This is a genomic window from Streptomyces globosus (genome assembly GCF_003325375.1).
In the GTDB taxonomy this organism is placed as follows: domain Bacteria; phylum Actinomycetota; class Actinomycetes; order Streptomycetales; family Streptomycetaceae; genus Streptomyces; species Streptomyces globosus_A.
Genome location: NZ_CP030862.1, coordinates 953,748 through 979,276, shown reverse-complemented (window position 1 = coordinate 979,276; position 25,529 = coordinate 953,748). Strand labels below are relative to the sequence as shown.

The window sequence follows — 25,529 nt, the reverse complement described above, 5'->3', positions numbered from 1 at the left end:
TCTTGACCATCCGTCGGCTGATAGTGTTGACCGCTGGTCGGGGCCGCACCGCAGAAGCGGTGCCTCGGGGCCCCGGCGACAGGACGTCCCCCACGGGGGACCGGCCGGAGGAGGTGGGGACTGCCGTGGACCGAAGTCGATCGTGCAGTACCAATCGCTCTTCCGCCCCTGGTACGGGCGCACCCTGCCCCGTTTGATCATCCGATCAGCAGAAGAGCGACGGCGGAACGTCTGTCCTCCCGTCCCTTTCCCTCCGCCCCTGCCGGCGCGCCCGCCGCCGGCAGTCCGCGTCCACCGGAGGGATCTCCCACCCCGCACGGCCGCGGCCGTGCGTGCGAAGGAGCCTGCCATGTCGATGCTGCCCTACCTCCGTGCCGCCGTCCGACCGGCGCTGCGCAGGTCCAACCCCGTCCAGCCCGGCTACGACGCCACCCGCGACCCCTCGGCGAGCAGCGCCGTGGTCGACTGCGCGGTGTACCGCGACGGCCGGCGCGCCCTCGGCTCGGCCTGCCTGACGCCCCGTGAGGCGATCCGGCGGGTCCGCGAGGACGGCGGCTTCGCCTGGATCGGCCTGCACGAGCCGACGGAGGAGGAGTTCGCGGGGATCGCCGCCGTCTTCGGCCTGCACCCGCTGGCCGTCGAGGACGCCGTCCACGCCCACCAGCGGCCGAAGCTGGAGCGCTACGACGACACCCTCTTCACCGTGTTCAAGACGATCCACTACGTGGAGCACGCGGAACTGACGGCGACCAGCGAGGTCGTGGAGACCGGCGAGGTGATGTGCTTCACCGGCACCGACTTCGTGATCACGGTCCGGCACGGCGGGCAGGGCTCGCTGCGGGGCCTGCGCCACCGCCTCCAGGACGACCCCGAGCTGCTGGCCAAGGGCCCCTCGGCGGTCCTGCACTCGATCGCCGACCACGTCGTCGACGGGTACATCGCGGTCGCGGCGGCGGTGCAGGACGACATCGACGAGGTGGAGAACGCGGTGTTCGCCGCGCCCGCCAAGGGCGTCGCGCGCGGCGGCGACGCCGGCCGCATCTACCAGCTCAAGCGGGAGGTGCTGGAGTTCAAGCGGGCCGTGGCCCCGCTGCTGCGGCCGATGGAGCTGCTCAGCGAGCGCCCGATGCGGCTGGTGGACCCGGACATCCAGAAGTACTTCCGCGACGTCGCCGACCACCTGGCGCGCGTCCACGAGCAGGTCGTCGGCTTCGACGAGCTGCTGAACTCGATCCTCCAGGCCAACCTCGCCCAGGCGACCGTCGCGCAGAACGAGGACATGCGCAAGATCACCTCCTGGGCGGCCATCATCGCCGTGCCGACCATGATCTGCGGCGTGTACGGGATGAACTTCGAGCACATGCCCGAGCTCAAGTGGGAGTACGGCTACCCGATGGTGATGGCGAGCATCGTCGGCATCTGCTTCACCATCCACCGGGCACTGCGCCGCCACGGCTGGCTGTAGCACCCGCCGGGGCGCCGGCCGCCGGACCCGTCCGGGCTGTACGGGCCCTCCCCTACCCTGGTCCGCATGACTCTCAGCACGCTCGACCTGGCCCTCGTCGAGGAGGCCACCAAGAAGTCCGGCCTGATCTGGGTCCGCGGCGCCGGCGCCGACCGCGCCCTGTGGCACGCCTGGGTGGACGGCGCGGCGCACGTGCTGGGCGACGGCCCCGGCGAGCAGCCGCTGCCGGGCCTCGCCGACGGGGCGACGGCCGAGGTCACCGTCCGCAGCAAGGACAAGGGCGGCCGGCTGGTGGCCTGGACCGCGGCCGTACGGGAGCTGCCCCCCGGCGGCGGCGCGTGGGAGGCGGCGGTGGCGGAGCTGAAGGGCAAGCGGCTGAACGCCCCCGACTCCGAGGAGATGACGGCGCGCTGGGCGCGCGAGTGCCGGGTGCTGCGCCTGGAGCCGGTCGCGGCGAGCACCGACCTGCCCGACGGGTCGCTGGCCGCCGTGCCGGTCGGCTCGCCGGCGGTGACGCGGCGGCCCGTCCCGGCGGGCCTGCCGAAGCTGCTGCTGAAGCGGCGGAAGGCCGACCGCGGGGCGTAGGGCCTACCCCGTCGGGTTGGAGCCCTGCCCCGACCCCTTGCCGGTCGGCGCCGGGGCCGGGCTGCCGCTGCCGGACTCCTTCGTCGTCGGCAGCTGGGAGCCGTAGTCGAGGGTCTGGTCCGCCGGCGGCGGGTCCAGCTGCACCGGCTGCCCCCAGTCGCCCAGGTCGACGGTGCCCGCTCCGCCGGCGCGCTCCATCCGCAGCGGGTAGGGGGTGCCCTCCAGGGAGACCGCCAGCTTTCCGCCCCTGCCCTTGTCGGCGGTGACCTGGACGGCGCGCGTGGGGCCGACCTTGGTGTAGTCGCCCTTGGCGAGCTTGCCGTCGAGGCCGAGGAGCCCGTCGAGCAGGACGTGCATGTCGGTGAAGCCGCGGAACTGCTTGTAGGTGGGGTCGCTCTCGGGGACCTTCACGTACTTGTCGCCGAGCTTCCCGGCCGCCTCGGAGGTCCCCCAGAAGGCGGCGCTCGCCTTGAGGTAGAGCTGGTCGCCGATGCGGAGCAGCTGGAAGGTGTCCTCCTTGGACTTCACCTCGCCGGAGCCGCCCTCCTTGCCGAGGCGCATGTCGAGGGTGAAGGTTTTTCCGCTGCTGACGAGGGTGCCCGACAGGTGCACGGAGGAGGCGGCGCCGGCGGCGGCCTTCGCCTTGCCCTCGATCTGGGCCGCAGAGAGCTTGCCGACGCCGTTCGTGCCTTCGTCGGGGTCCGCGCCGCAGCCCGTCCCGGCGACAGCGAGGCCCGCGAGGACGACACCGGCGACGGCGGCGCGGCGCAGCCGTGCGGCGGGGGAATGGGCGGTCACGGCGGGTGCCTCTCGTCGTGCTTGCTGGGGCAGCAGGCAGCGTACCCGCCCGTAGGCCGTCGGTCGGAGGGTGCCCGCGGCCGGCGGGCGGGCGGCCGGCGGCGCACCCCGGGCGGACGGCCCCACCAGGACGGCCGTACAGCCCACGGGCTAGCCTGAGGGACGGCAGGCAGGACCGTGGACCGACACTCTGGGAGGCGCTGGAATGGCCGGAGGCGCCCCGCGGATCTTCGTCTCGCATCTGTCGGGTGTGCCCGTGTTCGATCCCAACGGCGACCGGGTGGGCCGGGTCCGCGACCTCGTGGCGATGCTGCGCGTCGGCGGGCGGCCGCCGCGGCTGCTGGGGCTGGTGGTCGAGGTGGTCAGCCGGCGCCGGATCTTCCTGCCGATGACGCGGGTGACGGGCGTGGAGTCGGGCCAGGTCATCACCACCGGCGTGGTGAACATGCGGCGGTTCGAGCAGCGGCCGACGGAGCGCCTGGTCCTCGGCGAGCTCCTGGACCGGCGGGTGCGGCTGACCGCGACCGGCGAGGAGGCGACCGTCCTGGACGTGGCCATCCAGCAGCTGCCGGCCCGCCGCGACTGGGAGATCGACAAGATCTTCGTGCGCAAGGGCAAGGGGGGCGCGCTGCGCCGCCGCGGCGAGACGCTGACCGTGGAGTGGTCGGCCGTGACCGGCTTCTCGCTGGAGGAGGAGGGGCAGGGCGCCGAGAACCTGGTCGCCACCTTCGAGCAGATGCGCCCGGCGGACGTGGCGAACGTCCTGCACCACCTGACGCCGAAGCGGCGCGCCGAGGTGGCGAGCGCCCTCGACGACGACCGGCTCGCGGACGTCCTGGAGGAGCTGCCCGAGGACGAGCAGGTCGAGATCATCGGCAAGCTGAAGGAGGAGCGCGCCGCGGACGTCCTGGAGGCGATGGACCCGGACGACGCCGCCGACCTGCTGTCGGAGCTGCCCGAGGACGACAAGGAGCGGCTGCTGACCCTGATGCGGCCGGACGACGCCGCGGACATGCGCCGGCTGCTGTCGTACGAGGAGAACACGGCCGGCGGCCTGATGACGACGGAGCCGATCGTGCTGCGGCCCGACGCGACGGTCGCGGACGCCCTGGCGCGGGTCCGGCAGGCCGACCTGTCGCCGGCGCTGGCCGCGCAGGTGTACGTGTGCCGGCCGCCGGACGAGACGCCGACGGGCAAGTACCTGGGCACGGTGCACTTCCAGCGGCTGCTGCGCGATCCGCCGTTCACGCTGGTCAGCTCGATCGTCGACACGGACCTGCCGCCGCTGCGGCCGGACGCCTCGCTGCCGGCCGTGACGAGCTACCTGGCCGCGTACAACATGGTCGCCGTGCCCGTCGTCGACGAGGGCGGCGCGCTGCTGGGCGCGGTGACCGTGGACGACGTGCTGGACCACCTGCTGCCGGACGACTGGCGGGAGACGGACCTCCACTCCGAGGAGGTCTCCGGTGGGCGGTGAGCGGCGGGGCGACCCGGCGCGCGAGCGGCGCCGCGAGCAGCTGCGGGTGCGGCGCGAGCTGGCGCGGGAGCACGCCCGCGAGGACGCGCGGGAGCACGGGCTGAGCGGCCGGGAGGAGGAGGCCTCCGAGCGGCTGCGGTCGCGGGCCGCCGCGACGGGGTCGAGCGCACTGACCCGCTCGGCGCGCGTACGGCTGGACCAGCCGCGCGCGGACCGGCGGCGGCTGCTGCCGGTGTACGACCCGGAGGCGTTCGGCCGGCTGTCAGAGCGGGTGGCGCGCTTCCTCGGCACGGGCCGGTTCATCGTCTGGATGACGCTGGTCATCGTGCTCTGGGTGCTGTGGAACGTGTTCGCGCCGGCGCACCTGCGCTGGGACCAGTACCCCTTCATCTTCCTGACGCTGATGCTGTCGCTTCAGGCCTCGTACGCGGCCCCGCTGATCCTCCTCGCGCAGAACCGGCAGGACGACCGCGACCGCGTCAACCTGGAGCAGGACCGCAAGCAGAACGAGCGGTCCATCGCCGACACCGAGTACCTGACGCGGGAGATCGCGGCGCTGCGGATGGGCCTGGGCGAGGTCGCGACACGCGACTGGATCCGCTCGGAGTTCCAGGACCTGATCAAGGAGATGGACGACCGGCGGATGTTCCCGCAGGAGAGTGACGAAGGCGACCGCTAGCGGCCTTTCCGGAGGCACGCTACCGCGCCGTACCATCGACGCATGGCTACCGACACAAGCTCCGCCGCCGTGCCCGAGCAGGACGCGATCCTGGACGCGCTGGCGACGGTGAACGACCCCGAGATCCACCGGCCGATCACCGAGCTCGGCATGGTCAAATCGGTGGAGATCGGCGACGGCGGCGCGGTCGCGGTCACGGTCTACCTCACGGTGTCGGGCTGCCCCATGCGGGAGACCATCACCAAGAACGTCTCGGACGCGGTCGCGAAGGTTCCCGGGGTCACCTCCGTGGAGGTGACGCTGGACGTGATGAGCGACGAGCAGCGCAAGGAGCTGGCGGCCACCCTGCGCGGCGGCACCGCCGAGCGCGAGGTGCCGTTCGCCAAGCCGGGCTCGCTGACCCGCGTGTACGCGGTCGCGTCCGGCAAGGGCGGCGTCGGCAAGTCGTCGGTGACGGTGAACCTCGCTGCGGCGATGGCGGCGGACGGCCTGAAGGTCGGTGTCGTCGACGCGGACATCTACGGCCACAGTGTGCCCCGCATGCTCGGCGTGGACGGGCGGCCCACCCAGGTCGAGAACATGATCATGCCGCCGTCGGCGAACGGCGTGAAGGTCATCTCCATCGGCATGTTCACCCCGGGCAACGCGCCGGTCGTCTGGCGCGGCCCGATGCTGCACCGCGCGCTCCAGCAGTTCCTCGCGGACGTCTTCTGGGGCGACCTGGACGTGCTGCTGCTGGACCTGCCGCCGGGCACCGGCGACATCGCGATCTCGGTGGCGCAGCTCGTGCCGAACGCGGAGATCCTCGTCGTGACGACCCCGCAGCAGGCCGCGGCCGAGGTCGCCGAGCGGGCCGGCTCGATCGCCGTCCAGACCCACCAGAAGATCGTCGGCGTGGTGGAGAACATGTCCGGGCTGCCGTGCCCGCACTGCGACGAGATGGTCGACGTGTTCGGCACCGGCGGCGGCCAGAAGGTCGCCGACGGCCTGACGAAGACGGTCGGCGCGACCGTGCCGGTCCTGGGCTCCATCCCGATCGACGTCCGGCTGCGGGAGGGCGGCGACGAGGGCAGGCCGGTCGTCCTGTCCGACCCGGACTCCCCGGCGGGTGCCGCGCTGCGCACGATCGCGGGCAAGCTGGGCGGCCGGGCGCGCGGCCTGGCCGGCATGTCGCTGGGGATCACCCCGCGCAACAAGTTCTGAGGCGTTCGGACGAAGGGGGCACCGCCGGCGGCGGTGCCCCCTTCGGCGTGTCCGGGTGCGGCTACTCGTACGCGGCGAGGTCGCCGATGACGGCGAAGCCGATCCCGTAGGCGCTCATGCCGCGGCCGTACGCGCCGAGGTGGACGCCCGCGGGGGTGGTGCCGGCGAGGACCCAGCCGAACTCGGACTCGCGGTAGTGGAAGGGGGTCGGCTCGCCGTCGACGGGCAGCGACAGCGTCGACCAGTCCGGGCCGTCGAGGTGGTCGGCGAGCTCCCAGGCCGCCTCGGTCTGCTGTTCCAGCCAGTCGTCGCGCAGGGTGTGGTCCATCTGGCCGGGCCAGCTGTACGCGAGCAGGCCGGAGCCGGCCAGCCAGGCGGCGGAGGAGACCGAGGTGGCCTCCAGGACTCCCGTGCCGTCGCTGCTGCGGCGCAGCGGGTTCGCCGCGACGGTCACGACGACCGCGAAGCGCTCCTTCTCGCCGGTGGCGAGTTCGCCGCGGACGGACGGTTCGTCGCCGTGGCCGGTGGAGCCGTGCTCGACGCTGCCGTCGGCGCCGGTGCCGACCTGCATCAGCCAGCGGTGTCCGGTGAAGGCGTCGTCCAGCCCGTACCAGGGGAAGCCGGCGCGGCGGAAGCCGTCGCCGGCGGTGCGTCGGGCGGCCGGGACGGGGGCGGCCGCGGTCTCCTCGTGGGGCGGAGCGGCGGTGTGCGGGACCGCCGCGGCAGGGGCGGCGGGTGTGGCCGGCGGGGCGGTCGCGGCGGGTGCGGCGGCGGGTGCTTCGGGTGCTTCGGCGGGCTGTGCGCCGACCCGGCTACTGCTCGTCGTCTCCATCGATGGGGCCTCTCGTTCCGTGGGGTCCGGAACGGCCCGCCCCCCTCGGGCGTCCTGGGTCCGGACTCATGGAGGATAGCCACCGGACCGCGGATCGCCGGGCAGGACGGGGCTCAGGTGGCGTCGGCGTCGAACGGAGTGCGCTGCTCGGAGGACGGGGCGGCGGGCTTCTTCACCAGGTCCGGGCCGGAGCCTGCGGGAGCCGGCGCGGGCTCCGGGTCGCGGCCGTTGACGGCGTCGGTGACGTCGTTCAGCTCCTGGCGGAGGTCGAAGCTGCTGCGGATGTCGCTGAGGTCCTCGTTGGTGGAGAGCTGCTTGCGGATGAACGTCTTGGGGTTGAGGTCCTCGAACTCGAAGTCCTTGAAGTCCGGTCCGAGCTCGGAGCGGATGTCCTGCTTGGCGCTGTCGGAGAAGGCGCGGATCTTGCGGACGAAGCCGGCGACGTCCTGGACGACCTTCGGCAGTTTGTCCGGTCCGAAGACGAGGATGGCGAGGACCACGATGGTGACCAGCTCGAGTGCGCCTATGTCGTTGAACACCTTGCCGCTCCTCGGCTCTCTCCACGTCGGGCCACGACAACGGTACCCGGCCGGGCGCCCCGGGCCCTACATCGGTCCACCATCATCCCCGGTTCGGCAGCGGGTCACGACCCCTCCGCGGAACCGAGCACGAGCCGGACGGTCTGCTCGCGGCCGTCCCGCAGGAGGGTGAGGCGGAGCGGGTCGCCGGGGCGGCGGGCGCGGACCTTGACGATGAGCTCGTCCCCGCCGTGCACGCGCACACCGTCGACCTTGGTGATCACGTCGCCGGGTCGGATGCCGGCCCGGGCGGCGGGTCCGCCGGGGGTGACGGCGGGCCTGCCGCCCTCGCCCTGCGCGCCGACGCGGGCGCCGGCGCCGGGGTACTGCATGTCGAGGGTGACGCCGATGACGGGGTGGGTGGCGCGTCCGGTGCGGATGAGCTCCTCGGCGACGCGCTTGCCCTGGTTCACGGGAATGGCGAAGCCGAGGCCGATACTGCCGCTCTGCCGGTCGGAACCGGTCTTCTCGGCTCCGCGTATGGCGCTGTTGATGCCGATCACACGGGCCTGGGCGTCGAGCAGCGGGCCGCCGGAGTTGCCGGGGTTGATCGGCGCGTCGGTCTGGAGGGCGTCGACGTAGCTGATGTCGCTGCCGTCCTTGTCGCCGCCGGCGGTGATGGGCCGGCCGGTGGCGCTGATGATGCCGGCGGTGACGGTGTTGGACAGGTCGAAGGGGGCACCGATGGCGACGACGGGGTCGCCGACCCGGACGCCGTCGGAGTTGCCGAGGGTCAGGGGCTTCAGCCCGCGGACGCCGGAGACGCGGACGACGGCGAGGTCGTAGCCGCTGTCGCGGCCGACGACGGAGGCGGTGGTGCTCTCGCCGGTGCTGAAGGTGACGGTGACGTCCTTGGCTCCGGCCACGACGTGGTGGTTGGTGAGGATGTGGCCCTGGCCGTCGAGGACGAACCCGGTGCCGGTGCCGCCGGAACCGCTGCCGCGGACGTGGAGGGTGACGACGCCGGGCAGCGCGGCCGCGGCGATCCCGGCGACGCTGTCCGGGGCCCGGTCCCTGTTCTCGGCCGCGGCCTGCGGGAGTTCGAGGCGGGTGCTGCTGCGCCGCTCGGCGAGCACCCCGAGCCAGCCGCCGACGCCGCCGGCGAGCAGGGCGATCCCGAGCCCGAGGGCGACGGCATGCCGCAGCCGTACGACCGTCCCCCGAGCCGCCGCGCCCTGATCGGGCATGCTGAACGCCCCCGCCTGCCACGGGTCGTACGCGCGCTGCCCGGCCCCCGAGCCGGACCCGCCCTCGGCGGGGGCCGCGTCCTGAGCGGGGAGCACCACCGGCCCGGGTTCGACGGACGGCTCCTCCGAGGCAGCCGGCGGAACCGGCCGGGCGTCGGCGGGATGCCCGTCCGAAACGGCGGGCACGGGGCCGGCCTTCGCGAGCGGTACGGGATCTGGCCCGGCGGGCCGTCCGTCCGCGGCAGCGGCCGGGACGGCAGCGGGCCCGGCGGCCGGGACCGGGCCGGGCTCGGCGGGTGGGGCGGGGTTCGGGCATGCGGCGGCTGCCGGTGCCGCCGCCGGGGCCTCGGCGGGGCCGGTCCGCCGTGGCGGAGTCGGCTGGGACTGTTGCTCGTCGGCCATGGGCGCTCCCCGGATTGCCTGCCGCCGCAGGGCGGCGCACCTGCCGGAGATTCAACCAGGTCGGCGCGCGGCGGAGGATGGCGGCCCGAGGTCCGCTCGTCGCAGGGGCGCCGGTCCTGCCCGCGGTGCCGGCGCCCTGCGCCGCAGGGCGGTGGGCCGCGCGGACGGCCCGACAGCGCGGCGGGTGCCCTGCCGGACCCCGCAGGCCCGGCGCCCCCGGCGGCAGGGCCCGCGGGTTCCCCGGAGGCGGCAGCCGCGGCCTGTCCCGGCCGGGCCGGGACAGGACGGGGCGGGCGGCCCGGGTCAGCGGAGGAGCGAGACCGGGCGGGAGGGTGTGGGGGCGGACGGGTGGAGCGGAGGGAGCGGGCCTTCCTCCTGGGGGTCGGCGGTGGGGCCGGGGCGCCGCGCCCGGTCGCGCACGACCGCGTCGGCAACGGACACGGCGCCGCCCGGAGCGCTGCCGGGGGCCGGGCCGGACCCGGAGGCGGGGGCCGCCGGCACGGCAGTGCCGGGCCGGGTCGCGGGTGACTCGCCCCGCACGTTCGGCTCGATCGTGTTCAGCGGGTACGTCCCGCCCAGGGCGATCGCCGCCAGGGACACCGCTCCGGCGGCGACGAAGGCGAGGCGCCGCCGGGGCCGCCCGACCTCGGCGATGCGGAAGCCCTCCTGCGGCGGTTCGGGCACCCGGTACCCGAACAGGTCCCCGCCGGGCGGTCCCGCAGGCCCCTCGCCGGGCAGTCCCTGGAGCCGGGCCAGCAGCCCGGCGGACAGCGGCGGCGGCGCGCTCTCGACGAACATGGCCTTGAGGCGGCGCTGCGCATCCGCCTCCGCCCTGCACTTGGGGCAGGTCGCGAGGTGCGCCAGCACCCGCTCCCGCGTGTCGTGGCTCAACTCCCCGTCCACCAGGGCGGCAAGGCGGTCGCCCAGGTGCTGCTCGGCAGGGGACGGACTGACTCCGGTCACGGGGCTCCGCCCTCTCCCCCGCTGCCCGGGACGCCCACGGCCACCCCGGCCAGCGCCCGCTGCTCGGCCCTGGCCTCGGGCGAGCGGTGCTTGAGCGCCTTGCGCAGGTGCGAGCGGCCCCGGTGGATGCGGCTGCGGACGGTGCCCAGCTTCACGCCGAGCGTCGCGGCGATCTCCTCGTAGGACAGGCCCTCGATGTCGCAGAGCACCACCGCCGCGCGGAACTCGGGCGCGAGGGTGTCCAGCGCCTGCTGCACGTCCGCGTCGAAGTGCGTGTCGTGGAGCACCTGCTGCGGGGACGGCTCGCGGCTCGCCAGCCGCTCCGCGGCGTCCTCCCCGAGCGCGTCGAACCGGATCCGCTGCTTGCGGCGGACCATGTCGAGGAACAGGTTCGTGGTGATCCGGTGCAGCCAGCCCTCGAACGTGCCGGGGGTGTAGGTGGACAGCGAGCGGAAGACCCGGACGAAGACCTCCTGCGTGAGGTCCTCGGCATCGTGCTGATTGCCCGTCAGGCGGTAGGCGAGGCGGTACACCCGGGCACTGTGCGTGCTGACGATCTCCTCCCACGTAGGAGGGGTCCACGCCTGCGGGCCCGCATCGGCGGCAAAGGTCGCGGTGGGTGCGGTCACGGCGGAGTGGAAACGGTCAGCGGTGTCAGTCACGGATTTCGGCTCACCCGCCGACCAGAAGAGGCGTCTCCAGACGCCCCCACGATCCACAGGCGCAGCCGCACCTCCCCTATCGGCTCTGGTGGTGTCCAGTGGAGCCCCTACCATAGCCACCCCTCCCGTCAGCTCCGGATAAGCTTTTTTGCCCTAACTTTGCCTTGGGTGTCGGGGGCCGCCGCACCGTTCTGACCGGTGCCGCCCCATCCATCCCCTCTGCGCCCCGCCCGGGGCCCTTCCCGCCTTCCGGCATAGGTCCGCTGCCCTTTCCAACGCCCGGTCCCATCTGCGGGTTCCCGACGCCAGCGGATACAGTCACCGTTGCGCCAACTAAGGGGACAGGAGAGGGTCATTACCGGCAACCGGCAGACGAGCTGGGCGTTCGCCGACGCGTTTGTCGCCGAGGACGACGCTCTGCGGTGGGCCCGCGACCGGGCCAGGGAGGCGGGCCTGCGCTCCGTCTCGCCCGGCACCGGCGCCGCGCTGCGCCTGCTCGCCGCCAGTGCCGACGCCAAGGCGGTCGCCGAGATCGGCACGGGCACCGGCGTCTCCGGTATCCACCTCCTGCACGGCATGCGCCCGGACGGGGTGCTGACCACCGTCGACCCGGAAGCCGACCGGCAGGCCTTCGCCCGCCAGGCGTTCCGCGCCGCCGGCTTCGCGGGCAACCGCGCCCGCTTCATCCCCGGCCGCGCCCTCGACGTGCTGCCCCGCCTCGCCGACGGCGGGTACGACCTCGTCTTCTGCGACGGCGACCCCACCGAGTCCCTGGACTACCTCGCCGAATCGTTGCGCCTGCTGCGCCCCGGCGGGCTGGTGTGCTTCGAGGGCGTCTTCTGCGACGGCCGCACGGTCGACTCCGCGGCCCAGGAGGCGGACGTCCTGCGCGTCCGCGAGCTGCTGCGCAGCGTCCGGGAGAGCCCGGCGCTGGAAGGGGCCCTGCTGCCGGTCGGCGACGGCCTGCTGTGCGCCGTGCGGCGCTGACCGCAGCCGTACGGCACCGGGGGTGCACCCGCCGCCCGGGATCAGCGCAGCAGGGCGAAGGTGAGCCCGGTGACCGCCCCGAGGGCGGTGCCCGCGGCGACCTGGGCGGGCGTGTGCGCCTGCAGGACGAGCCGGGACCAGCCGACGGCCGCGGCGGGCAGCGCCGCGAGAAGCGCGGCCGGCCCCCACGCCAGGAAGAGGACCACGACGGTGCCGCCGGCCACCGACATGTGCACGGATATCTGCCAGCCCACGGTGACCAGCAGGGTCGTCGCGAGCCCGACGAGCATCGCGGCGACCAGGGCGAGCACCTCGCGGGGCGCGCCGAAGGCGTGGCCCAGGGCCATCGCCGCGGCGACCGAGCCCAGGCTCAGCCCCATCGGCACGATGCGCTGGCGCCGGACCCGTATGTGCTGGTCGGTGAGGGCGCCGCGGCGGACCCCGATCCGGACGATGCCGATCGGCACCGCGCCGCAGAACAGGGCGGCGAGCAGGCCCCAGCCGAGGCCGGCCGCCGTCCCGGTGCTGTGCAGGCCGATCGCCAGCAGCAGCAGGACGACGAGGTGGGCCGGCGCGAGGGCGTCGGACAGGACCCGGGCGGCCTTCTGGCGGGGCGTGCAGTCGGCGAAGACGGGCGGGGCGGGAGGGGCGGCGGTCACGGCTCGGCTTTCGGGAGGCGGCGTACGCCCGCCCCGGCGCGGAACGGGCCGCGGCACCGGGGGAAGGGATCCGGAGGGGCCGGGCAGGGCGGACGCGGCACGGTCGGGGGTGGATGCGGCGCGCGGCGGCAGGCACGCGGGCCGTGCGGGCGCTGTCGCGGCGGTCGCAGCGGCTGCGGCGGCCGGGCGCTGTGCGGTGCTCGCGCTCCGGCGTGCGCACCGTACGGACAACGCTGCCCCGGCCGCGGATCGCGGGCGGGGCAGCGCAGAGTATGCAGAGTGCAGTCGGTCTTGCCGACGGGTCAGCCGACGACCTTCTTCAGGGCGTCACCCAGGGCGTCCGCCTCGTCCGGCGTCAGCTCGACGACCAGCCGACCGCCGCCCTCGAGCGGTACGCGCATGACGATGCCCCGCCCCTCCTTGGTGACCTCGAGCGGGCCGTCGCCCGTCCGCGGCTTCATGGCCGCCATGCTCGTTCCCCTTCCTGAAACCAGCTCATCGTCAGCCGACGGCCCCATTCAGGCGCCTGGAACCCGGCATCGAACACATTGCTTCCCGGCCATTATCCCGCATGTCAGGACCCGATGACCAACATCGGAAGGGAACGCTTGGGCAACGCGCTCTGCCAAAACCACTCATTTCGGGGACCTGCCTGCGATACTGCGCGCGCTCCGCGCGGGCGCCGCGGCCGCTTTCTTTGACGCACATCACATGCCCCCGGGCGGCCCGGTCCGCCATGCTGGCCCTTGCACCGGCCGGTACCGGCCGGTAGCCCAGCCCGCGACGAAGGGGGACCCCCGACATGGCCGACAGCGTGCTCTACGACGTCACCGACGGACTCGCCACCATCACGATCAACCGTCCCGACGCCATGAACGCCATGAACACCGAGGCGAAGGTCGCGCTCCGCGACGCCGTCCGGGCGGCCGCCGGCGACGCGGCGGTACGGGCCGTGCTGCTGACCGCGGCCGGCGACCGCGCCTTCTGCGTCGGCCAGGACCTCAGGGAGCACGTGCAGAACCTCCAGGCCGACCGGGAGACCGGCTCGTCGCTGACCATGGCCACGGTCTCCGAGCACTACAACCCGATCGTGCGGGCGCTGGCGGAGATGCCGAAGCCGGTCGTGGCGGGCGTGAACGGCGTCGCGGCCGGTGCGGGCTTCGGCTTCGCCCTCGCCGCGGACTTCCGGGTCGTCTCCGAGACCGCGTCCTTCAACACGTCCTTCGCCGGGGTGGCGCTGACCGCCGACTCGGGGGTCTCCTGGACGCTGCCCCGCCTGATCGGCGCCTCACGCGCCGCCGACCTGCTGCTCTTCCCCCGCTCGGTGAAGGCGCAGGAGGCGTACGAGCTGGGCATCGCCAACCGGCTGGTCCCGGCGCAGGAGCTGCACGCGCAGGCCGAGGCGGTGGCGCGCACGCTGGCCGCCGGGCCCACCGTCGCCTACGCCGCGCTGAAGGAGTCCCTTGCGTACGGGGCCTCGCACTCCCTCGCGGACGCCCTGGAGCGCGAGGACGTCCTGCAGACCCGGGCGGGCGCCTCCGAGGACCACGGCATCGCCGTCCAGGCCTTCCTGGCGAAGCAGCCCCCGGTCTACCTCGGCCGCTGACCCGGCGCCGGCTCCCGCCCCGCGCCGCCCTCCGGAGCGGCCGGGGCCTCCGGAGCGGCCGGGGTGCGGGCGGTGCAGTCGGCCAGGTGGTCGTTGACGAGCCCGCAGGCCTGCATCAGCGCGTAGGCGGTGGTGGGCCCGACGAAGCGGATGCCGGCCTTCTTCAGCGCCTTGGCGAGCGCCGTCGACTCCGGTGTCACCGCGGGGACGTCCGCGATCGACGCCGGGGCGGGGCGGCCCGGCTCCGGGGCGTGCGACCAGACCAGGGTGTCCAGCTCGCCGGGCTCCCAGTCGGCGAGCACCCGCGCGTTGGCGAGCGTCGCGTCGATCTTGGCGCGGTTGCGGATGATCCGCTCGTCGGCGAGCAGCCGCTCGGCGTCCCGGTGGTCGAAGGCGGCGACGGCCGCGATCTCGAAGTTCGCGAAGGCCGCGCGGAAGCCCTCGCGGCGCCGCAGGATGGTCAGCCAGGACAGCCCGGACTGGAAGGCCTCCAGGCACAGCCGCTCGTACAGGGCGTCGTCCCCGTGGACGGCGCGGCCCCACTCGGTGTCGTGGTAGGCGGTGTAGTCCTCGGTGGCCAGGGCCCAGGGGCAGCGCAGGGCGCCGTCGGCGCCGGCGAGGGCGGTCACCGGGCGTCCTTGGAGAGGTCGACCGCGGTGGGCTCGTGGTCCTGCTCGGGCTCCGCGGCCTCCGCCTCCCCGGACTCCGCGGACGCCTCGGACTTCCCGGGCTCCCCGGGGGCGCCCCCGGCGGCGGCCGCAGCCCCGGCAGCGGATCCGGCGGCCGCCGGCCGCCCGGCCGTCGCCACCGACGCCGCCAGCTCGGCGATCCGGGAGTCCCGCTCGGCGAGTTCGGCTGCGAGGCGCTCCAGTACGTCGTCCACCTCGGCCATCCGGTAGCCGCGCGGCGCGACCGGCAGCCGCAGCGCCGCGACGTCGGCCGGGGCGACGGGGCGGGTCTCGGGGAGGGCGTCGGCGACCCGGTCGGGCTCCGCCTCGGGCAGGACGGCCTCCGAGCCGCCCCCGATCACGGCCAGGGTGACCGCGGTGACGACCACGACCAGCGCGATCAGCAGGAACCAGAACACGATCAACTCCCTGAGAGACTTGCGGGGCACCTCCCGGCGGCGGCCGGTGGACCACCAGATGACCAGGTTAAGGTCGCAGACGGGGCGCGAGGGCCCCCTGAGGAGGAAAGAACGGGATGCTGCGACTGGGCAGGCGCGAGTTCGACACCCACGAGCCGGTGATCATGGCGATCGTGAACCGGACGCCCGACTCCTTCTACGACCAGGGCGCGACGTTCCGCGACGAGCCGGCCCTGGAGCGCGTGGAGCAGGCGGTGGCCGAGGGCGCGGCGATCATCGACATCGGCGGGGTCAAGGCGGGGCCGGGCGAGCACGTGGACGCGGCCGAGGAGGCCCGGCGGACGGTCGGCTTCGTCGCCGAGGTCCGGCGCCGCCACCCGGACGTCGTGATCAGCGTCGACACCTGGCGGCACGAGGTCGGCGAGGCGGTCTGCGAGGCCGGCGCGGACCTGCTGAACGACGCCTGGGGCGGGGTCGACCCGAAGCTGGCCGAGGTCGCCGCCCGGTACGGCGCGGGCCTGGTGTGCACGCACGCGGGCGGGGTCGAGCCGCGGACCCGGCCGCACCGGACCGCGTACGACGACGTGATGGCCGACATCCTGCGGGTCACGGTGGGTCTGGCCGAGCGGGCGGCGGCCCTCGGCGTCCGCCGCGACGCGATCATGATCGATCCGGGGCACGACTTCGGGAAGAACACCCGGCACTCCCTGGAGGCGACCCGGCGCCTGGCCGAGATGGCGGAGACCGGCTGGCCGGTGCTGGTGTCGCTGTCCAACAAGGACTTCGTCGGCGAGACCCTGGACCGGCCGGTCAAGGAGCGCCTGCTCGGCACGCTCGCCACGACCGCGGTGTCGGCCTGGCTGGGCGCGCAGGTCTACCGGGTGCACGAGGTCGCCGAGACGCGGCAGGTCCTGGAGATGGTCCGGGCGATCCAGGGGCACCGGGAGCCGGCGGTGGCCCGCCGGGGACTGGCCTGAGCCGGACCCCGGCGGTCAGGGCACTACGTGCCGGCGTTCACTTGCCGACTTCCTTGGTGACGAGCGCGATGGCCTCTTCCACGTCGTCGGTGACGTGGAAGAGGTACAGGTCGCGCTCGGAGGCCTTGCCCTGGGCGATGACCGTGTTCCGGAGCCACTCGACGAGCCCGTTCCAGTAGTCCGTGCCGAAGAGCACGATCGGGAAGCGGGTGATCTTCTGGGTCTGGACCAGGGTCAGGGCCTCGAACAGCTCGTCCAGCGTGCCGAGTCCGCCCGGCAGGACGACGAAGCCCTGGCTGTACTTCACGAACATCGTCTTGCGGACGAAGAAGTACCGGAAGTTCAGCCCGAGGTCGACGTGCTGGTTGAGCCCCTGCTCGAAGGGCAGCTCGATGCCGAGGCCGACGGAGACCCCGTTCGCCTCCCGGGCGCCCTTGTTGGCGGCCTCCATGGCGCCGGGGCCGCCGCCGGTGATCACGGCGAAGCCGGCCTCGACGAGCGCGCTGCCGATGCGGACGCCGGCCTCGTACTCGGGCGAGCCCGCCGGGGTGCGCGCCGAGCCGAACACGCTGATCGCGGGCGGCAGCTCCGCCAGCGTGCCGAAGCCCTCGATGAACTCCGACTGGATGCGCAGGACCCGCCAGGGATCGGTGTGCACCCACTCGGAGGGCCCGACCGTGTCCAGCAGCCGCTGGTCGGTCGTGCTGCCCGCCTGCACCTGGCTCCGGCGGCGCAGCACCGGTCCGAGCTGCTGCTCCTCGGGTCGGCGGACGCCTCCCTCGGCATCGCGGTGGTTGCCCATGATGTGCTCCCTCCTGCTGATCGTTTGATCAGGGTAGGCGCACGGAGGTGACGGGAAGGGTAATTCAGGAGGTCAGCCAGGCGCGGAGTCGTTCCTCGCAGTGCAGGATCGCCTTGGTGTCGACCCGTTCGTCGACCTTGTGGGCCAGCAGGGCGTCGCCCGGGCCGTAGTTGACGGCGGGGACGCCGAGCGCGCTGAAGCGGGAGACGTCGGTCCAGCCGAACTTGGGCATGGCGCGGCCGCCGACGGCCTCCATGAAGGCCTTCGCGGCGGGGTGCGAGAGCCCGGGGAGGGCGCCGCCGGAGGAGTCGTCGACGGTGAGGGCGGTGACGCCGCAGTCCGCGAAGACCTCCTCGACGTGGGCGAGGGCGTCGGCCTCGCTGCGGTCGGGCGCGTAGCGGAAGTTGACGGTCACGGTGCAGGCGTCGGGGATGACGTTGTTGGCGACGCCGCCCTCGATGCGGACCGCGTTGAGGCCCTCGTGGTACTCCAGGCCGTCGATGACGGGCCGGCGCGGCTCGTACGCGGCCAGCCTGGCCAGGATGGGGGCCGCGGCGTGGATGGCGTTGGAGCCCATCCAGCTGCGGGCGGAGTGGGCGCGCTCGCCGGAGGTGTGCAGCAGGACGCGCAGGGTGCCCTGGCAGCCGCCCTCGACCTCGGCGTCCGAGGGCTCCAGGAGGACCGCGAAGTCCCCCGCGAGCCAGTCGGGGTGGGCCTCGGCGATCCGGCCCAGGCCGTTGAGGTGGGAGGCCACCTCCTCCTGGTCGTAGAAGACGAAGGTGAGGTCGCGGTTGGGCTCGGGCACGGTCGCGGCGATGCGCAGCTGGACGGCGACGCCGGACTTCATGTCGGTGGTGCCGCAGCCCCACAGGACGCCGTCGCCGTCGAGGCGGGAGGGGACGTTCCCGGCGATGGGCACGGTGTCGAGGTGCCCGGCGAGGACGACGCGCTCGGGGCGGCCGAGGCGGGTGCGGGCCACGACGTTGTTGCCGTACCGGTCGACCGCGAGGTGGGGCAGGCCCCGCAGGGCGTGTTCGACGAGGTCGGCGAGGGCCTTCTCGTCGCCGCTCACGGACGGGATGTCGACGAGCCTCGCGGTCAGCCGGGCTGCGTCGAGGGTGAGGTCGAGCTCGGTTTCGGACATGCCCCGACCCTAACGCGCCGTGCTGCGGCGAACGTCTCACGTCCGACCGGTGGACGTGCGACGTGGCTCAAGTACGGTGGGCCGCGTGTCACGAAGCGATCACTCCCGCCCCCGCCGCCGCCGTAGGCTCCGCACGGCTGCCGGCCTGTGCGTCCTGCTCGCGCTCGCCGGCTACCTCGTCGTCCGCTTCGAGTCGATGGGCGGGGGCGGCGCACCGCACTGCACGGCCGCCGATTCGGCCGGGGACGGCTCCCCCGGAGGCAGCCGCCGTACGTACGACATGACGCCCGAGCAGGCGGCGAACGCGGCGACGATAGCCGCGGTCGGGGTGGCCAAGGGGCTGCCCGACCGGGCGGTGACCATCGCGCTGGCGACGGCGATGCAGGAGTCGGCCCTGCGCAACCTCGACCACGGCGACCGGGATTCGCTCGGGCTGTTCCAGCAGCGGCCCTCGCAGGGCTGGGGGACGCCGGAGCAGATCCAAGACCCCGTCTACTCGGCGGGGATCTTCTACGACCGGCTCGTCAAGGTGAAGGGGTACTCGCGGCTGCCGCTGACCGAGGCGGCGCAGAAGGTGCAGCTGAGCGGTTATCCGCAGGCGTACGCCAAGCACGAGCCGGACGCGACGGTGCTGACGGCTGCGTTCGCCGGGTCCGGCGAGCTGACCTGCGGCGGGCCCGCGCCGGCGGCGCCGGGGGATCCGCAGCGGGTGCGGGGCGAGCTGGAGCGGATCCTCGGCAGGAGCGGGCTGCACGCCTTCCCCGAGAAGCCGGCCGCGGCGGCCGGCGGCGCGCAGGCGGCGGACGCCGAGGTCGCGCTGGCGGAGAAGCCGGACGGCGGGGAGCAGGCGGCGCGCGGCAGCCGGGCCGTCGCCGGCTGGGCGATCGCGAACGCGCCGTCGCTGGGCATCGCTCGGGTCTCGTACGCGGACCGCAGCTGGGTGGCGGGCGAGAAGAAGGGCCGCTGGCAGCCCGCGGGCGCGGACGCGAAGGGCGGCGCGGACACGCGCGGGGCGCAGCGGGGCCAGGTCCGCATCTTCGTGAAGGGCTGAGCCGGGGACGGGGCTCCCGGCCGCCCGCTCGCGCGTACGGGATGTCCCCCGCAGGGGGCGGATCGCGGGTGGGCGCGGGGCGGCTTCCGGGGCGGCTTCCGGGGCGAGGAAGCGCTGGTCGGTCGGCATCCAATGGGCTTGTCCCGGAAGCCGATTAAACGATGCGTTACCGATCCTTTACCGAAGGGCGCCGCAACCCGCCCCGCCCCGCGGGCGGTTGTAGCGGGCGTACTCAGCCGCTACCGCTTAGGAGCAACATGTCCCTCCCCCTGACCCGCCGGATCGCCCGTACCGCGCTGCTGCTCGCAGCCGGGGCCGCTCCCGTGGTCGGTGCGGCCGGCGCGGCCAGCGCCGCGGGCCTGGACTCGTCCCTGCCGCAGCTGGGCGCCCTCACCGGGCCGCAGGCCGCGGACACCGCCTCCGAGGCCGTCCCGGCCGCGCCCGGGCAGGTCGCCGACACCGCGGGCGCCCTCCTGGGCGGGCTGCCGGCCGCCGAGGGCCTGCCGACGGACGCCCTGCCGACCGGCTCCCTGCCGACGGACTCGCTGCCGCTGGGCTCCCTGCCCCTGAACGGCCTCGCCGGCTGACGGACCCGCAGGACGCCGAGGGGGCCGGGAGCGCTTGCTGCTCCCGGCCCCCTCGGCCTGTCCGCGCCCGCCGTCAGGCGAGCCGCTTGACCGCCGCGCCGACGCGCTCGTCCGTCGCGGTGAAGGCGACGCGCACGTGCCGGGCGCCCGCCTCGCCGTAGAAGTCGCCGGGGGCGACGAGGATGCCCAGGTCTGCGAGGTGGGCGACGGTGTCCCAGCAGGGCTCGTCGCGGGTCACCCACAGGTAGAGGCTGGCCTCGCTGTGCTCGACGCGGAAGCCGTGCGCCTCCAGGGCCGCCCGCAGCGCCGCGCGCCGGGCGGCGTAGCGGCCGCGCTGCTCCGCGACGTGCGCGTCGTCGCCGAGGGCCGCCACGGTGGCCGCCTGCACCGGGGCCGGCGTCATCATGCCACCGTGCTTGCGGATCTGGAGGAGCTCGCCGAGGACGTCCGCGTCGCCGGCGGCGAACGCCGCCCGGTAGCCCGCCAGGTTGGACCGCTTGGACAGGGAGTGGACGGCGACGAGGCCCTCGTAGGAGCCGCCGCAGACGTCGTCGTGCAGGACCGAGACGGGCTCGGCCTCCCAGCCGAGCTCCAGGTAGCACTCGTCGCTGAAGACCAGGACGGAGTGCTCCCGCGCCCAGGCCACGATGCGGATGAGCTCGTCCTTGGGGATGACCGCGCCGGTCGGGTTGGAGGGCGAGTTGAGCCACAGCAGCTTCAGGCCGGCCGGGTCGAGCTCGGTGGGGTCGTCGTAGACGACGGCCTCGGCGCCGCAGAGCCGCGCGCCGACCTCGTACGTGGGGTAGGCGAGCCGCGGGTAGGCGACCTTGTCGCCGGGGCCCAGGCCGAGCTGCGTGGGGAGCCAGGCGACGAGCTCCTTGGAGCCGACGACGGGCAGGACGTTGCGGTGGCCGGCGGCGCTCGCGCCGAGGCGGCCGCGCAGCCAGCCGGTGATCGCGTCGCGCAGGGCGGTCGTCCCCCACACGGTGGGGTAGCCCGGGGAGTCCGCGGCGGCGACGAGGGCCTCGCGGATCAGCCGGGGCACCGGGTCCACGGGCGTGCCGACGGAGAGGTCGACGATGCCGTCGGGGTGCGCCGCGGCCGTCGCCTTGTACGGCTCCAGCTTGTCCCACGGGAAGACGGGAAGGCGTGAGGATACTGCGGCCACGGTGCTCTCTGCTCTCTCGTGCGGTCCGGTGCGGCGGGTGAACGGCTCGGTCCCGCGCGGCGCGGGGCCGTACGGGACCGAGGTGCGTTCCGCCCGCGTGGGGGCAGCCGTCAGTGGCCTTCGCCCATGGGCGGCAGCGCGGCGATGAAGGGGTGATCACGCTCGATCAGACCCAGCTTCGAGGCACCACCGGGCGAACCGAGCTCGTCGAAGAACTCGACGTTCGCCTTGTAGTACTCCTTCCACTCCTCCGGAGTGTCGTCCTCGTAGAAGATGGCCTCGACCGGGCAGACCGGCTCACAGGCGCCGCAGTCGACGCATTCGTCCGGGTGGATGTACAAGGACCGCTGGCCCTCGTAGATGCAGTCGACGGGGCACTCTTCGATGCATGCCTTGTCCTTGACGTCGACACAAGGCTCCGCGATGACGTAGGTCACGCTCTCGTTCCTCCTCGGTAGGGCTGTCCATATCGCGCGGGAGCGCGGCGTCGTCGATGCCCACGCCTAGTATCTCCGTTCCCGGGCACGATCCGAACAGGAGGGGCGGACAGAGCTGTGGAAATCACTGCCGGTGGGCTGCTGGAGATCCGTATCACCCCCGCTGACGTGGGTAAACGAGTCTCCGTACGACGGTCGGACGAGGGGCCGGACGGCAGGCCCGCGTTCACGGACACGGTAGGGGTTCTCACATCCTGGGACCGGGGTGTGCTCACGATCACACGCAAGAGCGGGGAATCCGTCCGCATCGCGGAATCCTCGCTGGTGGCGGGCAAGGTCGTGCCCGCCGCGCCGGCCCGCCGCAGGGGGCCTGCGGCCTCCTTCGAGGAGCTGGCGCGGGTCGGCGCGCGGGCCTGGCAGCCGCTGGAGAGCGAGCGGCTGGGCGGGTGGACGCTGCGGGCGGCCGCCGGGTTCACGCGGCGCGCCAACTCCGTCCTGGCGCTCGGCGACCCGGGGATACCGCTCGGTGAAGCACTCGCCCGGGTGACGGCCTGGTACGCGGAACGAGGACTTCCGCCCTATGTGCAGGGGGCGACGGGGGCCGCGGGCACCCAGGAGGTGCTCCTCGCGGAGCTGGAGCGGCGCGGCTGGCGGCGCGAGGTGTCGGCGGAGGTCCGCACCGCCGCGCTGGCGCCGCTGGCCGACACCGCCGCGGACACCGCGGCCGTACGCCTGTCCCGGACTCCGGACGGGGAGTGGCTCTCCCGCTACGGGCGGGTCGGCGACCCGGACACGGCGCGCCGGGTGCTGGAGGCCGGGCCGTCGGTGTGGTTCGCGACCGTGCCCGGGGCCGCGATCGGCCGCCTGGTCGTGGACGGCCGGTGGGCCGGCTTCGCGGCCGTCGAGGTCGCCCCGGAGCGGCGGCGCGAGGGGCTGGCGACGGCGGTGATGGCCTCGCTGGCCGCCCGGGCCCTGGAGGAGGGCGCCTCCGCGGCGTGGCTCCAGGTCGAGGCCGGCAACGCCGCGGCCCGCGCGCTCTACGACGGCCTGGGCTTCGCCCCGCACCACGCCTACCACCACTACCGGCAGGCCCGGCCGTGATCCCGGGGAGCCGGGAGCAGTTCGCCGAGGAGGCCCGCGCGGAGCGGCCCGACCTGGCGGTGCTGTGCCTGCTGCTGGCGGCCGAGGCCGACCCGGCGCTGGACGAGCGGGGGGTGGACGCGGCCCAGATCGAGCTGGACCGGCTGGCCGGCATGCTGCCCTACGGGCTGCGCGGGGCGCAGGCGTGGGCGTCGGCCGTGACGGAGCTGCTCGGCGGCCGGATGGGCTTCCACGGCACGCCCGCGGACTACGAGAGGCTGTCGTCCTCGCTGCTGCACGAGGTGCTGCGGCGCCGGCGCGGCCTGCCGATCCTGCTGTCCGTGGTGTGGCTGGAGGTCGCCCGGCGGGCGGGCGCGCCGGTGTACGGGCTCGGGCTGCCGGGGCATTTCGTCGTGGGCTTCGGCGACCCGGAGGAGGGCGTGGTGGTGGACCCGTTCGCGGGCGGCGCCTCGCTGGGGACGGGGCCCGCGGAGCAGGCGGCGGGGCCGCGCACGCCTGCCCGGACGCTGGACATCGTGCTGCGGATCCTGAACAACATCCGGGCGTGGGCGGCCGCGCGGCCCGAGCAGTCGGGGGTCGCGCTGTGGGCGCTGGAGCTGTCGCTGCTGCTCCCCTCGCACCCTGCGTCGCTGCGCTACGAGCGGGCGAAGCTGCTGGTGGATCGCGGCCGGTTCACCGCCGGGGCGGCCGAGCTGGAGGCGTACGCGCAGGTGGTGGAGGCGGTGGACGCCGAGGCCGCGGCGCGGATCCGGTCCGAGGCCCGCGCGGCGCGCGCCCTGCTGAACTGACCGCCCGCGGGGCGCGGACCGGCGTACGGACGGCGGCGGCCCCCGCCCCCGGTCTCGCGGGGCGGGGGCGGTGTCCGTGTCCGTGCCGGGCGGCGGGCGACGCCGTCAGTTGGGGTTGGTGTCGATGGTGACGGTGCGTTCGGCAGCGGTCTTGCCGCGCAGGGCCTTGCCGAGGGCCCCGGCGACGTCCTGCGGGGAGACCGGGGTCTTCTCGCCCGTGCCGCGGGTGATCAGCACGCCGTCGAAGCTGTTGCCGTAGATGGCCTTGAGGGCCTCCAGGTCGTACTTCTCGACGAGCTTGCCGTCCACGGCCTGCATGCTGAGGATCTTCGGCAGCGACTTGGGGCCGAACGGGATGGACTTGGGCCCGGCCTTGACGGTGGCGATGCCGGACATGGCGGGCTCGGCGAACTCCTTCATGGCCCGGTCGAGTTCGGCCTGGTTCACGGCCGGCTCCTTGGTCGTGACCGGGAGTTCGACGGCGGCGGCCGAACCGGTGGCGACCATGTCGCGGAACGCCTTGGTGACGAGCTCGGCGGAGGCGCCCGTGTCGAGGGTGGTGCCGGCCTTGCCGGGGACGGCGACGGCCTTGCCCGTGTCGAACTTGATGGTGCCCTCGGTGACGGTGCCGGCGGTGCCCGCCAGCTCCTGCAGGGCGACCTGGAGCTTCTCCTCGTCGACCGGCATGACCGGGTCGGCGACGCGCTCGTTGCCGAGGAGCGAGCCGATGACGGTGACCGGGTTGTAGTCGCTGCCCGCGGCGTTGCGGACGGTGGTCTGGGCGTCCAGGCTCAGGCCGGCCTTCTCCGGCTTCAGCTCGACCGGCTTGCCGGCGACGGTGAGCTGGAGCGGCGTGGCCGCGCGGTTGCCGAATGCCGTCTGGAGCTTGGCGACGGCCTCGTCGCGGCTGCCGCTGATGTCGACGCCGAGGACGGTGGTGCCCTTGGGGACGTCCGAGTGGTTCAGCAGCAGGCCAGCTCCGTACGCCACGGCAATGAGGGAGACGGCGCCGCCGCCGAGCAGGACCAGCTTCGAGCGGGCCTTGGCGACCTTCGTCGGCTTCGGCGCGGCCGCCTTGGCGGGCCGGGGCGCCACAGGCCGGTCGGCGGACGGCTGCGGGGCGCGGGGAGCCGCGGCGCCGGCCGGCGCGGCCGGGCCGGACGGGGCGGCGGGACCGGGCGGCGGGACCGGGGTGCGCGGAGCGGCACCCGTGTCGGGGCCGGGCCAGTGCGGGGAGGCGTCGGGGCGCGGGCCGTCGACGGGGAAGGACCCGAGGGCGGGGCCGCCGGTGGGGCCGGCCGGGCGGCCGGGGCCCTCGGGGGCGCCGAAAGCGGGGAACGGCTCGGTCGCGGGGCCGCCGTCGCCGGGGAAGGGCTCGGCGGCGGGTCCGCCATCGCCGGGGAAGGCGGGGAAGCCCTGCGTGGCGCCGACGCCGGCGCCGGGCCCTGTCGGCGGCGGGACCGGCGGGCCGGCGAAGCCGGGGCCGGCCGGGGCGGGCGGCGGCGGGGCGAAGCCCTGGGGGGCGCCGCCGGCCGCGGGGGCGGCGGGCGGGGCGAAGCCGGCACCCGGGGCACCGCCGCGCACGGGCGGGGCGGGGGTGCGGACCGGCAGCGGTTCGGGGGCGGCCGGGGTGCGCGCGGGCAGCGCGGGAGCGGGGCCCTCCGCGGCGGGGGCGCGCTTCGGCAGCGCGGGGGCCGCCGGGGCGGCGGTGGAGGCTGCGGCCGCCTGGGGCGGCTTGCGCGGGGCGAACCAGTTGTTCGCCTGCGCCTCCGGCTCGGCCGCCGGCTCAGGCGCCGCGGGCGCGGGCGCGGGCGGCGCGGCCGGCGCGGACGCCCGCGGCGGCTCGGGCTCGGCGCGGGGCCGGTCGGCCGGGGCCGCGGCGGCCTCGGCCTCCGCCTCCGCTTCGGCGACGGGCTTGCGCACGACCACCGGCGGGATCGGCCGCGAACCCGGGATGTTGATCCGGATCCGGGTCGTCAGGGTGGTCTCGGTCTTCGGCCCGTCGGTGTCGGGCGTGGACGGGTTCGAGGTCACAGAGTTCTCCTCCGAGGCAGTCGCCGCTGGGTCCGTGGACGGGTACTGGCCGGATCCGTACGGCTGCGTGCCCGAGGGGTAGGCGGCTCCACCGCCCCCCTGGGGCCCGGTGGACGGACTGTCGGTTTCACGACTCAAGGCAGGTTCTCCCGGTTGGCTCCGCCGCCCGTCGTTGCATGCTCGGGCAGCTCGGCGGCCCGACCACCATACTGTCCGCGGCACGGAAGCAACTGAGCTGGTGGAATCCCAGGTTCCCCTTCATCTTCCCCA

General features: G+C 74.7%; 27 protein-coding genes. 12 read left to right on the top strand and 15 right to left on the bottom strand.

The genetic code is table 11. The features are described from left to right. Nucleotides 1–349: 349 nt before the first annotated feature. Nucleotides 350–1,465, top strand: a complete 1,116-nt coding sequence (locus tag C0216_RS04705; protein ID WP_114054036.1) for a magnesium and cobalt transport protein CorA — start codon at nucleotides 350–352, stop codon at nucleotides 1,463–1,465. Between the two features lie 66 nt (nucleotides 1,466–1,531). Next, nucleotides 1,532–2,050 (top strand): hypothetical protein, encoded by a 519-nt coding sequence (locus C0216_RS04700; RefSeq protein ID WP_114054035.1) that lies wholly within the window; start codon nucleotides 1,532–1,534, stop codon nucleotides 2,048–2,050. 3 nt (nucleotides 2,051–2,053) lie between these two features. Here C0216_RS04700 and C0216_RS04695 read toward each other — a convergent pair whose 3' ends face one another. After that, a complete protein-coding gene (locus C0216_RS04695) occupies nucleotides 2,054–2,848 on the bottom strand; it encodes a hypothetical protein (RefSeq protein ID WP_114054034.1) in 795 nt (264 codons plus the stop codon). Nucleotides 2,849–3,053: 205 nt separating this feature from the next. Here C0216_RS04695 and C0216_RS04690 point away from each other — a divergent pair, with 205 nt between their 5' ends. The 3 genes from C0216_RS04690 (at nucleotide 3,054) to C0216_RS04680 (ending at nucleotide 6,207) form a co-directional block, all read left to right on the top strand. After that, entirely contained in the window at nucleotides 3,054–4,325 is a 1,272-nt protein-coding gene (locus C0216_RS04690; protein ID WP_114054033.1) for a magnesium transporter MgtE N-terminal domain-containing protein, read from the top strand. 100 nt (nucleotides 4,326–4,425) lie between these two features. Continuing rightward, nucleotides 4,426–5,004 carry a DUF1003 domain-containing protein gene (locus C0216_RS04685; RefSeq protein WP_428985480.1) on the top strand — a complete coding sequence of 193 codons (579 nt, stop codon included), beginning with the start codon at nucleotides 4,426–4,428 and terminating at the stop codon, nucleotides 5,002–5,004. A gap of 42 nt (nucleotides 5,005–5,046) precedes the next feature. Continuing rightward, entirely contained in the window at nucleotides 5,047–6,207 is a 1,161-nt protein-coding gene (locus C0216_RS04680) for an Mrp/NBP35 family ATP-binding protein (protein ID WP_174250345.1), read from the top strand. Between the two features lie 61 nt (nucleotides 6,208–6,268). Here C0216_RS04680 and C0216_RS04675 read toward each other — a convergent pair whose 3' ends face one another. The 5 genes from C0216_RS04675 to sigE all read right to left on the bottom strand — a co-directional run bounded on the left by C0216_RS04675 (nucleotide 6,269) and on the right by sigE (nucleotide 10,945). Beyond that, nucleotides 6,269–7,039 carry a hypothetical protein gene (locus C0216_RS04675; protein ID WP_114054032.1) on the bottom strand — a complete coding sequence of 257 codons (771 nt, stop codon included), beginning with the start codon at nucleotides 7,037–7,039 and terminating at the stop codon, nucleotides 6,269–6,271. 113 nt (nucleotides 7,040–7,152) lie between these two features. Next, nucleotides 7,153–7,578 carry a sec-independent translocase gene (locus C0216_RS04670; protein WP_114054031.1) on the bottom strand — a complete coding sequence of 142 codons (426 nt, stop codon included), beginning with the start codon at nucleotides 7,576–7,578 and terminating at the stop codon, nucleotides 7,153–7,155. Between the two features lie 104 nt (nucleotides 7,579–7,682). Next, nucleotides 7,683–8,990: a S1C family serine protease gene (locus C0216_RS04665; protein ID WP_428985391.1), complete on the bottom strand. Its 1,308-nt coding sequence runs from the start codon at nucleotides 8,988–8,990 to the stop codon at nucleotides 7,683–7,685. 519 nt (nucleotides 8,991–9,509) lie between these two features. Next, nucleotides 9,510–10,169 carry an anti-sigma factor family protein gene (locus C0216_RS04660; RefSeq protein ID WP_114054030.1) on the bottom strand — a complete coding sequence of 220 codons (660 nt, stop codon included), beginning with the start codon at nucleotides 10,167–10,169 and terminating at the stop codon, nucleotides 9,510–9,512. Beyond that, on the bottom strand, nucleotides 10,166–10,945 hold the full coding sequence (gene sigE, locus C0216_RS04655) for an RNA polymerase sigma factor SigE (protein WP_114054029.1): 780 nt from the start codon (nucleotides 10,943–10,945) through the stop codon (nucleotides 10,166–10,168). Before sigE ends, C0216_RS04660 begins: the two co-directional genes overlap by 4 nt. Nucleotides 10,946–11,155: 210 nt before the next feature. Between sigE and C0216_RS04650 the strand changes: the two genes are divergently transcribed. Further along, nucleotides 11,156–11,818: an O-methyltransferase gene (locus C0216_RS04650; RefSeq protein WP_114054028.1), complete on the top strand. Its 663-nt coding sequence runs from the start codon at nucleotides 11,156–11,158 to the stop codon at nucleotides 11,816–11,818. Nucleotides 11,819–11,859: 41 nt separating this feature from the next. On the opposite strand, the gene C0216_RS04645 is transcribed toward C0216_RS04650, so the two are convergent. Both C0216_RS04645 and C0216_RS04640 read right to left on the bottom strand, forming a co-directional pair. Then, entirely contained in the window at nucleotides 11,860–12,477 is a 618-nt protein-coding gene (locus C0216_RS04645; protein WP_114054027.1) for a hypothetical protein, read from the bottom strand. 302 nt (nucleotides 12,478–12,779) lie between these two features. Next, on the bottom strand, nucleotides 12,780–12,947 hold the full coding sequence (locus C0216_RS04640) for a DUF3117 domain-containing protein (protein ID WP_003966491.1): 168 nt from the start codon (nucleotides 12,945–12,947) through the stop codon (nucleotides 12,780–12,782). A gap of 332 nt (nucleotides 12,948–13,279) precedes the next feature. Between C0216_RS04640 and C0216_RS04635 the strand changes: the two genes are divergently transcribed. Beyond that, a complete protein-coding gene (locus tag C0216_RS04635) occupies nucleotides 13,280–14,083 on the top strand; it encodes an enoyl-CoA hydratase/isomerase family protein (RefSeq protein WP_114054026.1) in 804 nt (267 codons plus the stop codon). Here the strand turns inward: C0216_RS04635 and C0216_RS04630 are convergent. Both C0216_RS04630 and C0216_RS04625 read right to left on the bottom strand, forming a co-directional pair. Next, the gene (locus tag C0216_RS04630; RefSeq protein ID WP_114054025.1) at nucleotides 14,068–14,712 is read right to left on the bottom strand and encodes a DNA-3-methyladenine glycosylase I; all 645 of its coding nucleotides are present in this window, start codon (nucleotides 14,710–14,712) and stop codon (nucleotides 14,068–14,070) included. The two genes, C0216_RS04635 and C0216_RS04630, sit on opposite strands and share 16 nt — an antisense overlap. After that, complete coding sequence (locus C0216_RS04625) at nucleotides 14,709–15,170, bottom strand: DivIVA domain-containing protein (RefSeq protein ID WP_428985390.1); 462 nt, start codon at nucleotides 15,168–15,170, stop codon at nucleotides 14,709–14,711. The genes C0216_RS04630 and C0216_RS04625 overlap by 4 nt, the downstream gene beginning before the upstream one ends. Nucleotides 15,171–15,286: 116 nt before the next feature. Between C0216_RS04625 and folP the strand changes: the two genes are divergently transcribed. Beyond that, on the top strand, nucleotides 15,287–16,147 hold the full coding sequence (gene folP / locus C0216_RS04620) for a dihydropteroate synthase (protein ID WP_114054023.1): 861 nt from the start codon (nucleotides 15,287–15,289) through the stop codon (nucleotides 16,145–16,147). Between the two features lie 37 nt (nucleotides 16,148–16,184). Here the strand turns inward: folP and C0216_RS04615 are convergent, their stop codons facing one another. Beyond that, nucleotides 16,185–16,949: a TIGR00730 family Rossman fold protein gene (locus C0216_RS04615; protein WP_114054022.1), complete on the bottom strand. Its 765-nt coding sequence runs from the start codon at nucleotides 16,947–16,949 to the stop codon at nucleotides 16,185–16,187. Between the two features lie 64 nt (nucleotides 16,950–17,013). Next, a complete protein-coding gene (dapE, locus tag C0216_RS04610) occupies nucleotides 17,014–18,093 on the bottom strand; it encodes a succinyl-diaminopimelate desuccinylase (RefSeq protein WP_114054021.1) in 1,080 nt (359 codons plus the stop codon). Between the two features lie 85 nt (nucleotides 18,094–18,178). On the opposite strand from dapE, the gene C0216_RS04605 reads away from it, so the two are divergent. Together C0216_RS04605 and C0216_RS04600 are read left to right on the top strand one after the other, a co-directional pair. Next, complete coding sequence (locus tag C0216_RS04605) at nucleotides 18,179–19,144, top strand: hypothetical protein (RefSeq protein ID WP_114054020.1); 966 nt, start codon at nucleotides 18,179–18,181, stop codon at nucleotides 19,142–19,144. Between the two features lie 257 nt (nucleotides 19,145–19,401). Beyond that, entirely contained in the window at nucleotides 19,402–19,731 is a 330-nt protein-coding gene (locus C0216_RS04600) for an ATP-binding protein (protein ID WP_114054019.1), read from the top strand. 73 nt (nucleotides 19,732–19,804) lie between these two features. Here C0216_RS04600 and dapC read toward each other — a convergent pair whose 3' ends face one another. Continuing rightward, nucleotides 19,805–20,899 (bottom strand): succinyldiaminopimelate transaminase, encoded by a 1,095-nt coding sequence (gene dapC / locus C0216_RS04595; RefSeq protein ID WP_114054018.1) that lies wholly within the window; start codon nucleotides 20,897–20,899, stop codon nucleotides 19,805–19,807. Nucleotides 20,900–21,009: 110 nt separating this feature from the next. Then, complete coding sequence (gene fdxA / locus C0216_RS04590) at nucleotides 21,010–21,336, bottom strand: ferredoxin (RefSeq protein WP_114054017.1); 327 nt, start codon at nucleotides 21,334–21,336, stop codon at nucleotides 21,010–21,012. 117 nt (nucleotides 21,337–21,453) lie between these two features. Between fdxA and C0216_RS04585 the strand changes: the two genes are divergently transcribed. Continuing rightward, nucleotides 21,454–22,437: a GNAT family N-acetyltransferase gene (locus C0216_RS04585; protein ID WP_114054016.1), complete on the top strand. Its 984-nt coding sequence runs from the start codon at nucleotides 21,454–21,456 to the stop codon at nucleotides 22,435–22,437. After that, a complete protein-coding gene (locus C0216_RS04580; protein ID WP_114054015.1) occupies nucleotides 22,434–23,225 on the top strand; it encodes a transglutaminase-like domain-containing protein in 792 nt (263 codons plus the stop codon). Before C0216_RS04585 ends, C0216_RS04580 begins: the two co-directional genes overlap by 4 nt. Nucleotides 23,226–23,330: 105 nt before the next feature. Here C0216_RS04580 and C0216_RS04575 read toward each other — a convergent pair whose 3' ends face one another. After that, nucleotides 23,331–25,397, bottom strand: a complete 2,067-nt coding sequence (locus C0216_RS04575; RefSeq protein ID WP_174250343.1) for a hypothetical protein — start codon at nucleotides 25,395–25,397, stop codon at nucleotides 23,331–23,333. Nucleotides 25,398–25,529 lie beyond the last annotated feature (132 nt).

Bases quoted from the DNA above. Each gene is read 5' to 3' on its own strand.
- C0216_RS04705 (WP_114054036.1), top strand. From the start codon at position 350: ATGTCGATGCTGCCCTACCTCCGTGCCGCCGTCCGACCGGCGCTGCGC.
- C0216_RS04700 (WP_114054035.1), top strand. From the start codon at position 1,532: ATGACTCTCAGCACGCTCGACCTGGCCCTCGTCGAGGAGGCCACCAAG.
- C0216_RS04690 (WP_114054033.1), top strand. From the start codon at position 3,054: ATGGCCGGAGGCGCCCCGCGGATCTTCGTCTCGCATCTGTCGGGTGTG.
- C0216_RS04680 (WP_174250345.1), top strand. From the start codon at position 5,047: ATGGCTACCGACACAAGCTCCGCCGCCGTGCCCGAGCAGGACGCGATC.
- C0216_RS04675 (WP_114054032.1), bottom strand. From the start codon at position 7,039: ATGGAGACGACGAGCAGTAGCCGGGTCGGCGCACAGCCCGCCGAAGCA.
- sigE (WP_114054029.1), bottom strand. From the start codon at position 10,945: ATGGTAGGGGCTCCACTGGACACCACCAGAGCCGATAGGGGAGGTGCG.
- C0216_RS04640 (WP_003966491.1), bottom strand. From the start codon at position 12,947: ATGGCGGCCATGAAGCCGCGGACGGGCGACGGCCCGCTCGAGGTCACC.
- C0216_RS04635 (WP_114054026.1), top strand. From the start codon at position 13,280: ATGGCCGACAGCGTGCTCTACGACGTCACCGACGGACTCGCCACCATC.
- folP (WP_114054023.1), top strand. From the start codon at position 15,287: ATGCTGCGACTGGGCAGGCGCGAGTTCGACACCCACGAGCCGGTGATC.
- C0216_RS04615 (WP_114054022.1), bottom strand. From the start codon at position 16,949: ATGGGCAACCACCGCGATGCCGAGGGAGGCGTCCGCCGACCCGAGGAG.
- dapE (WP_114054021.1), bottom strand. From the start codon at position 18,093: ATGTCCGAAACCGAGCTCGACCTCACCCTCGACGCAGCCCGGCTGACC.
- C0216_RS04600 (WP_114054019.1), top strand. From the start codon at position 19,402: ATGTCCCTCCCCCTGACCCGCCGGATCGCCCGTACCGCGCTGCTGCTC.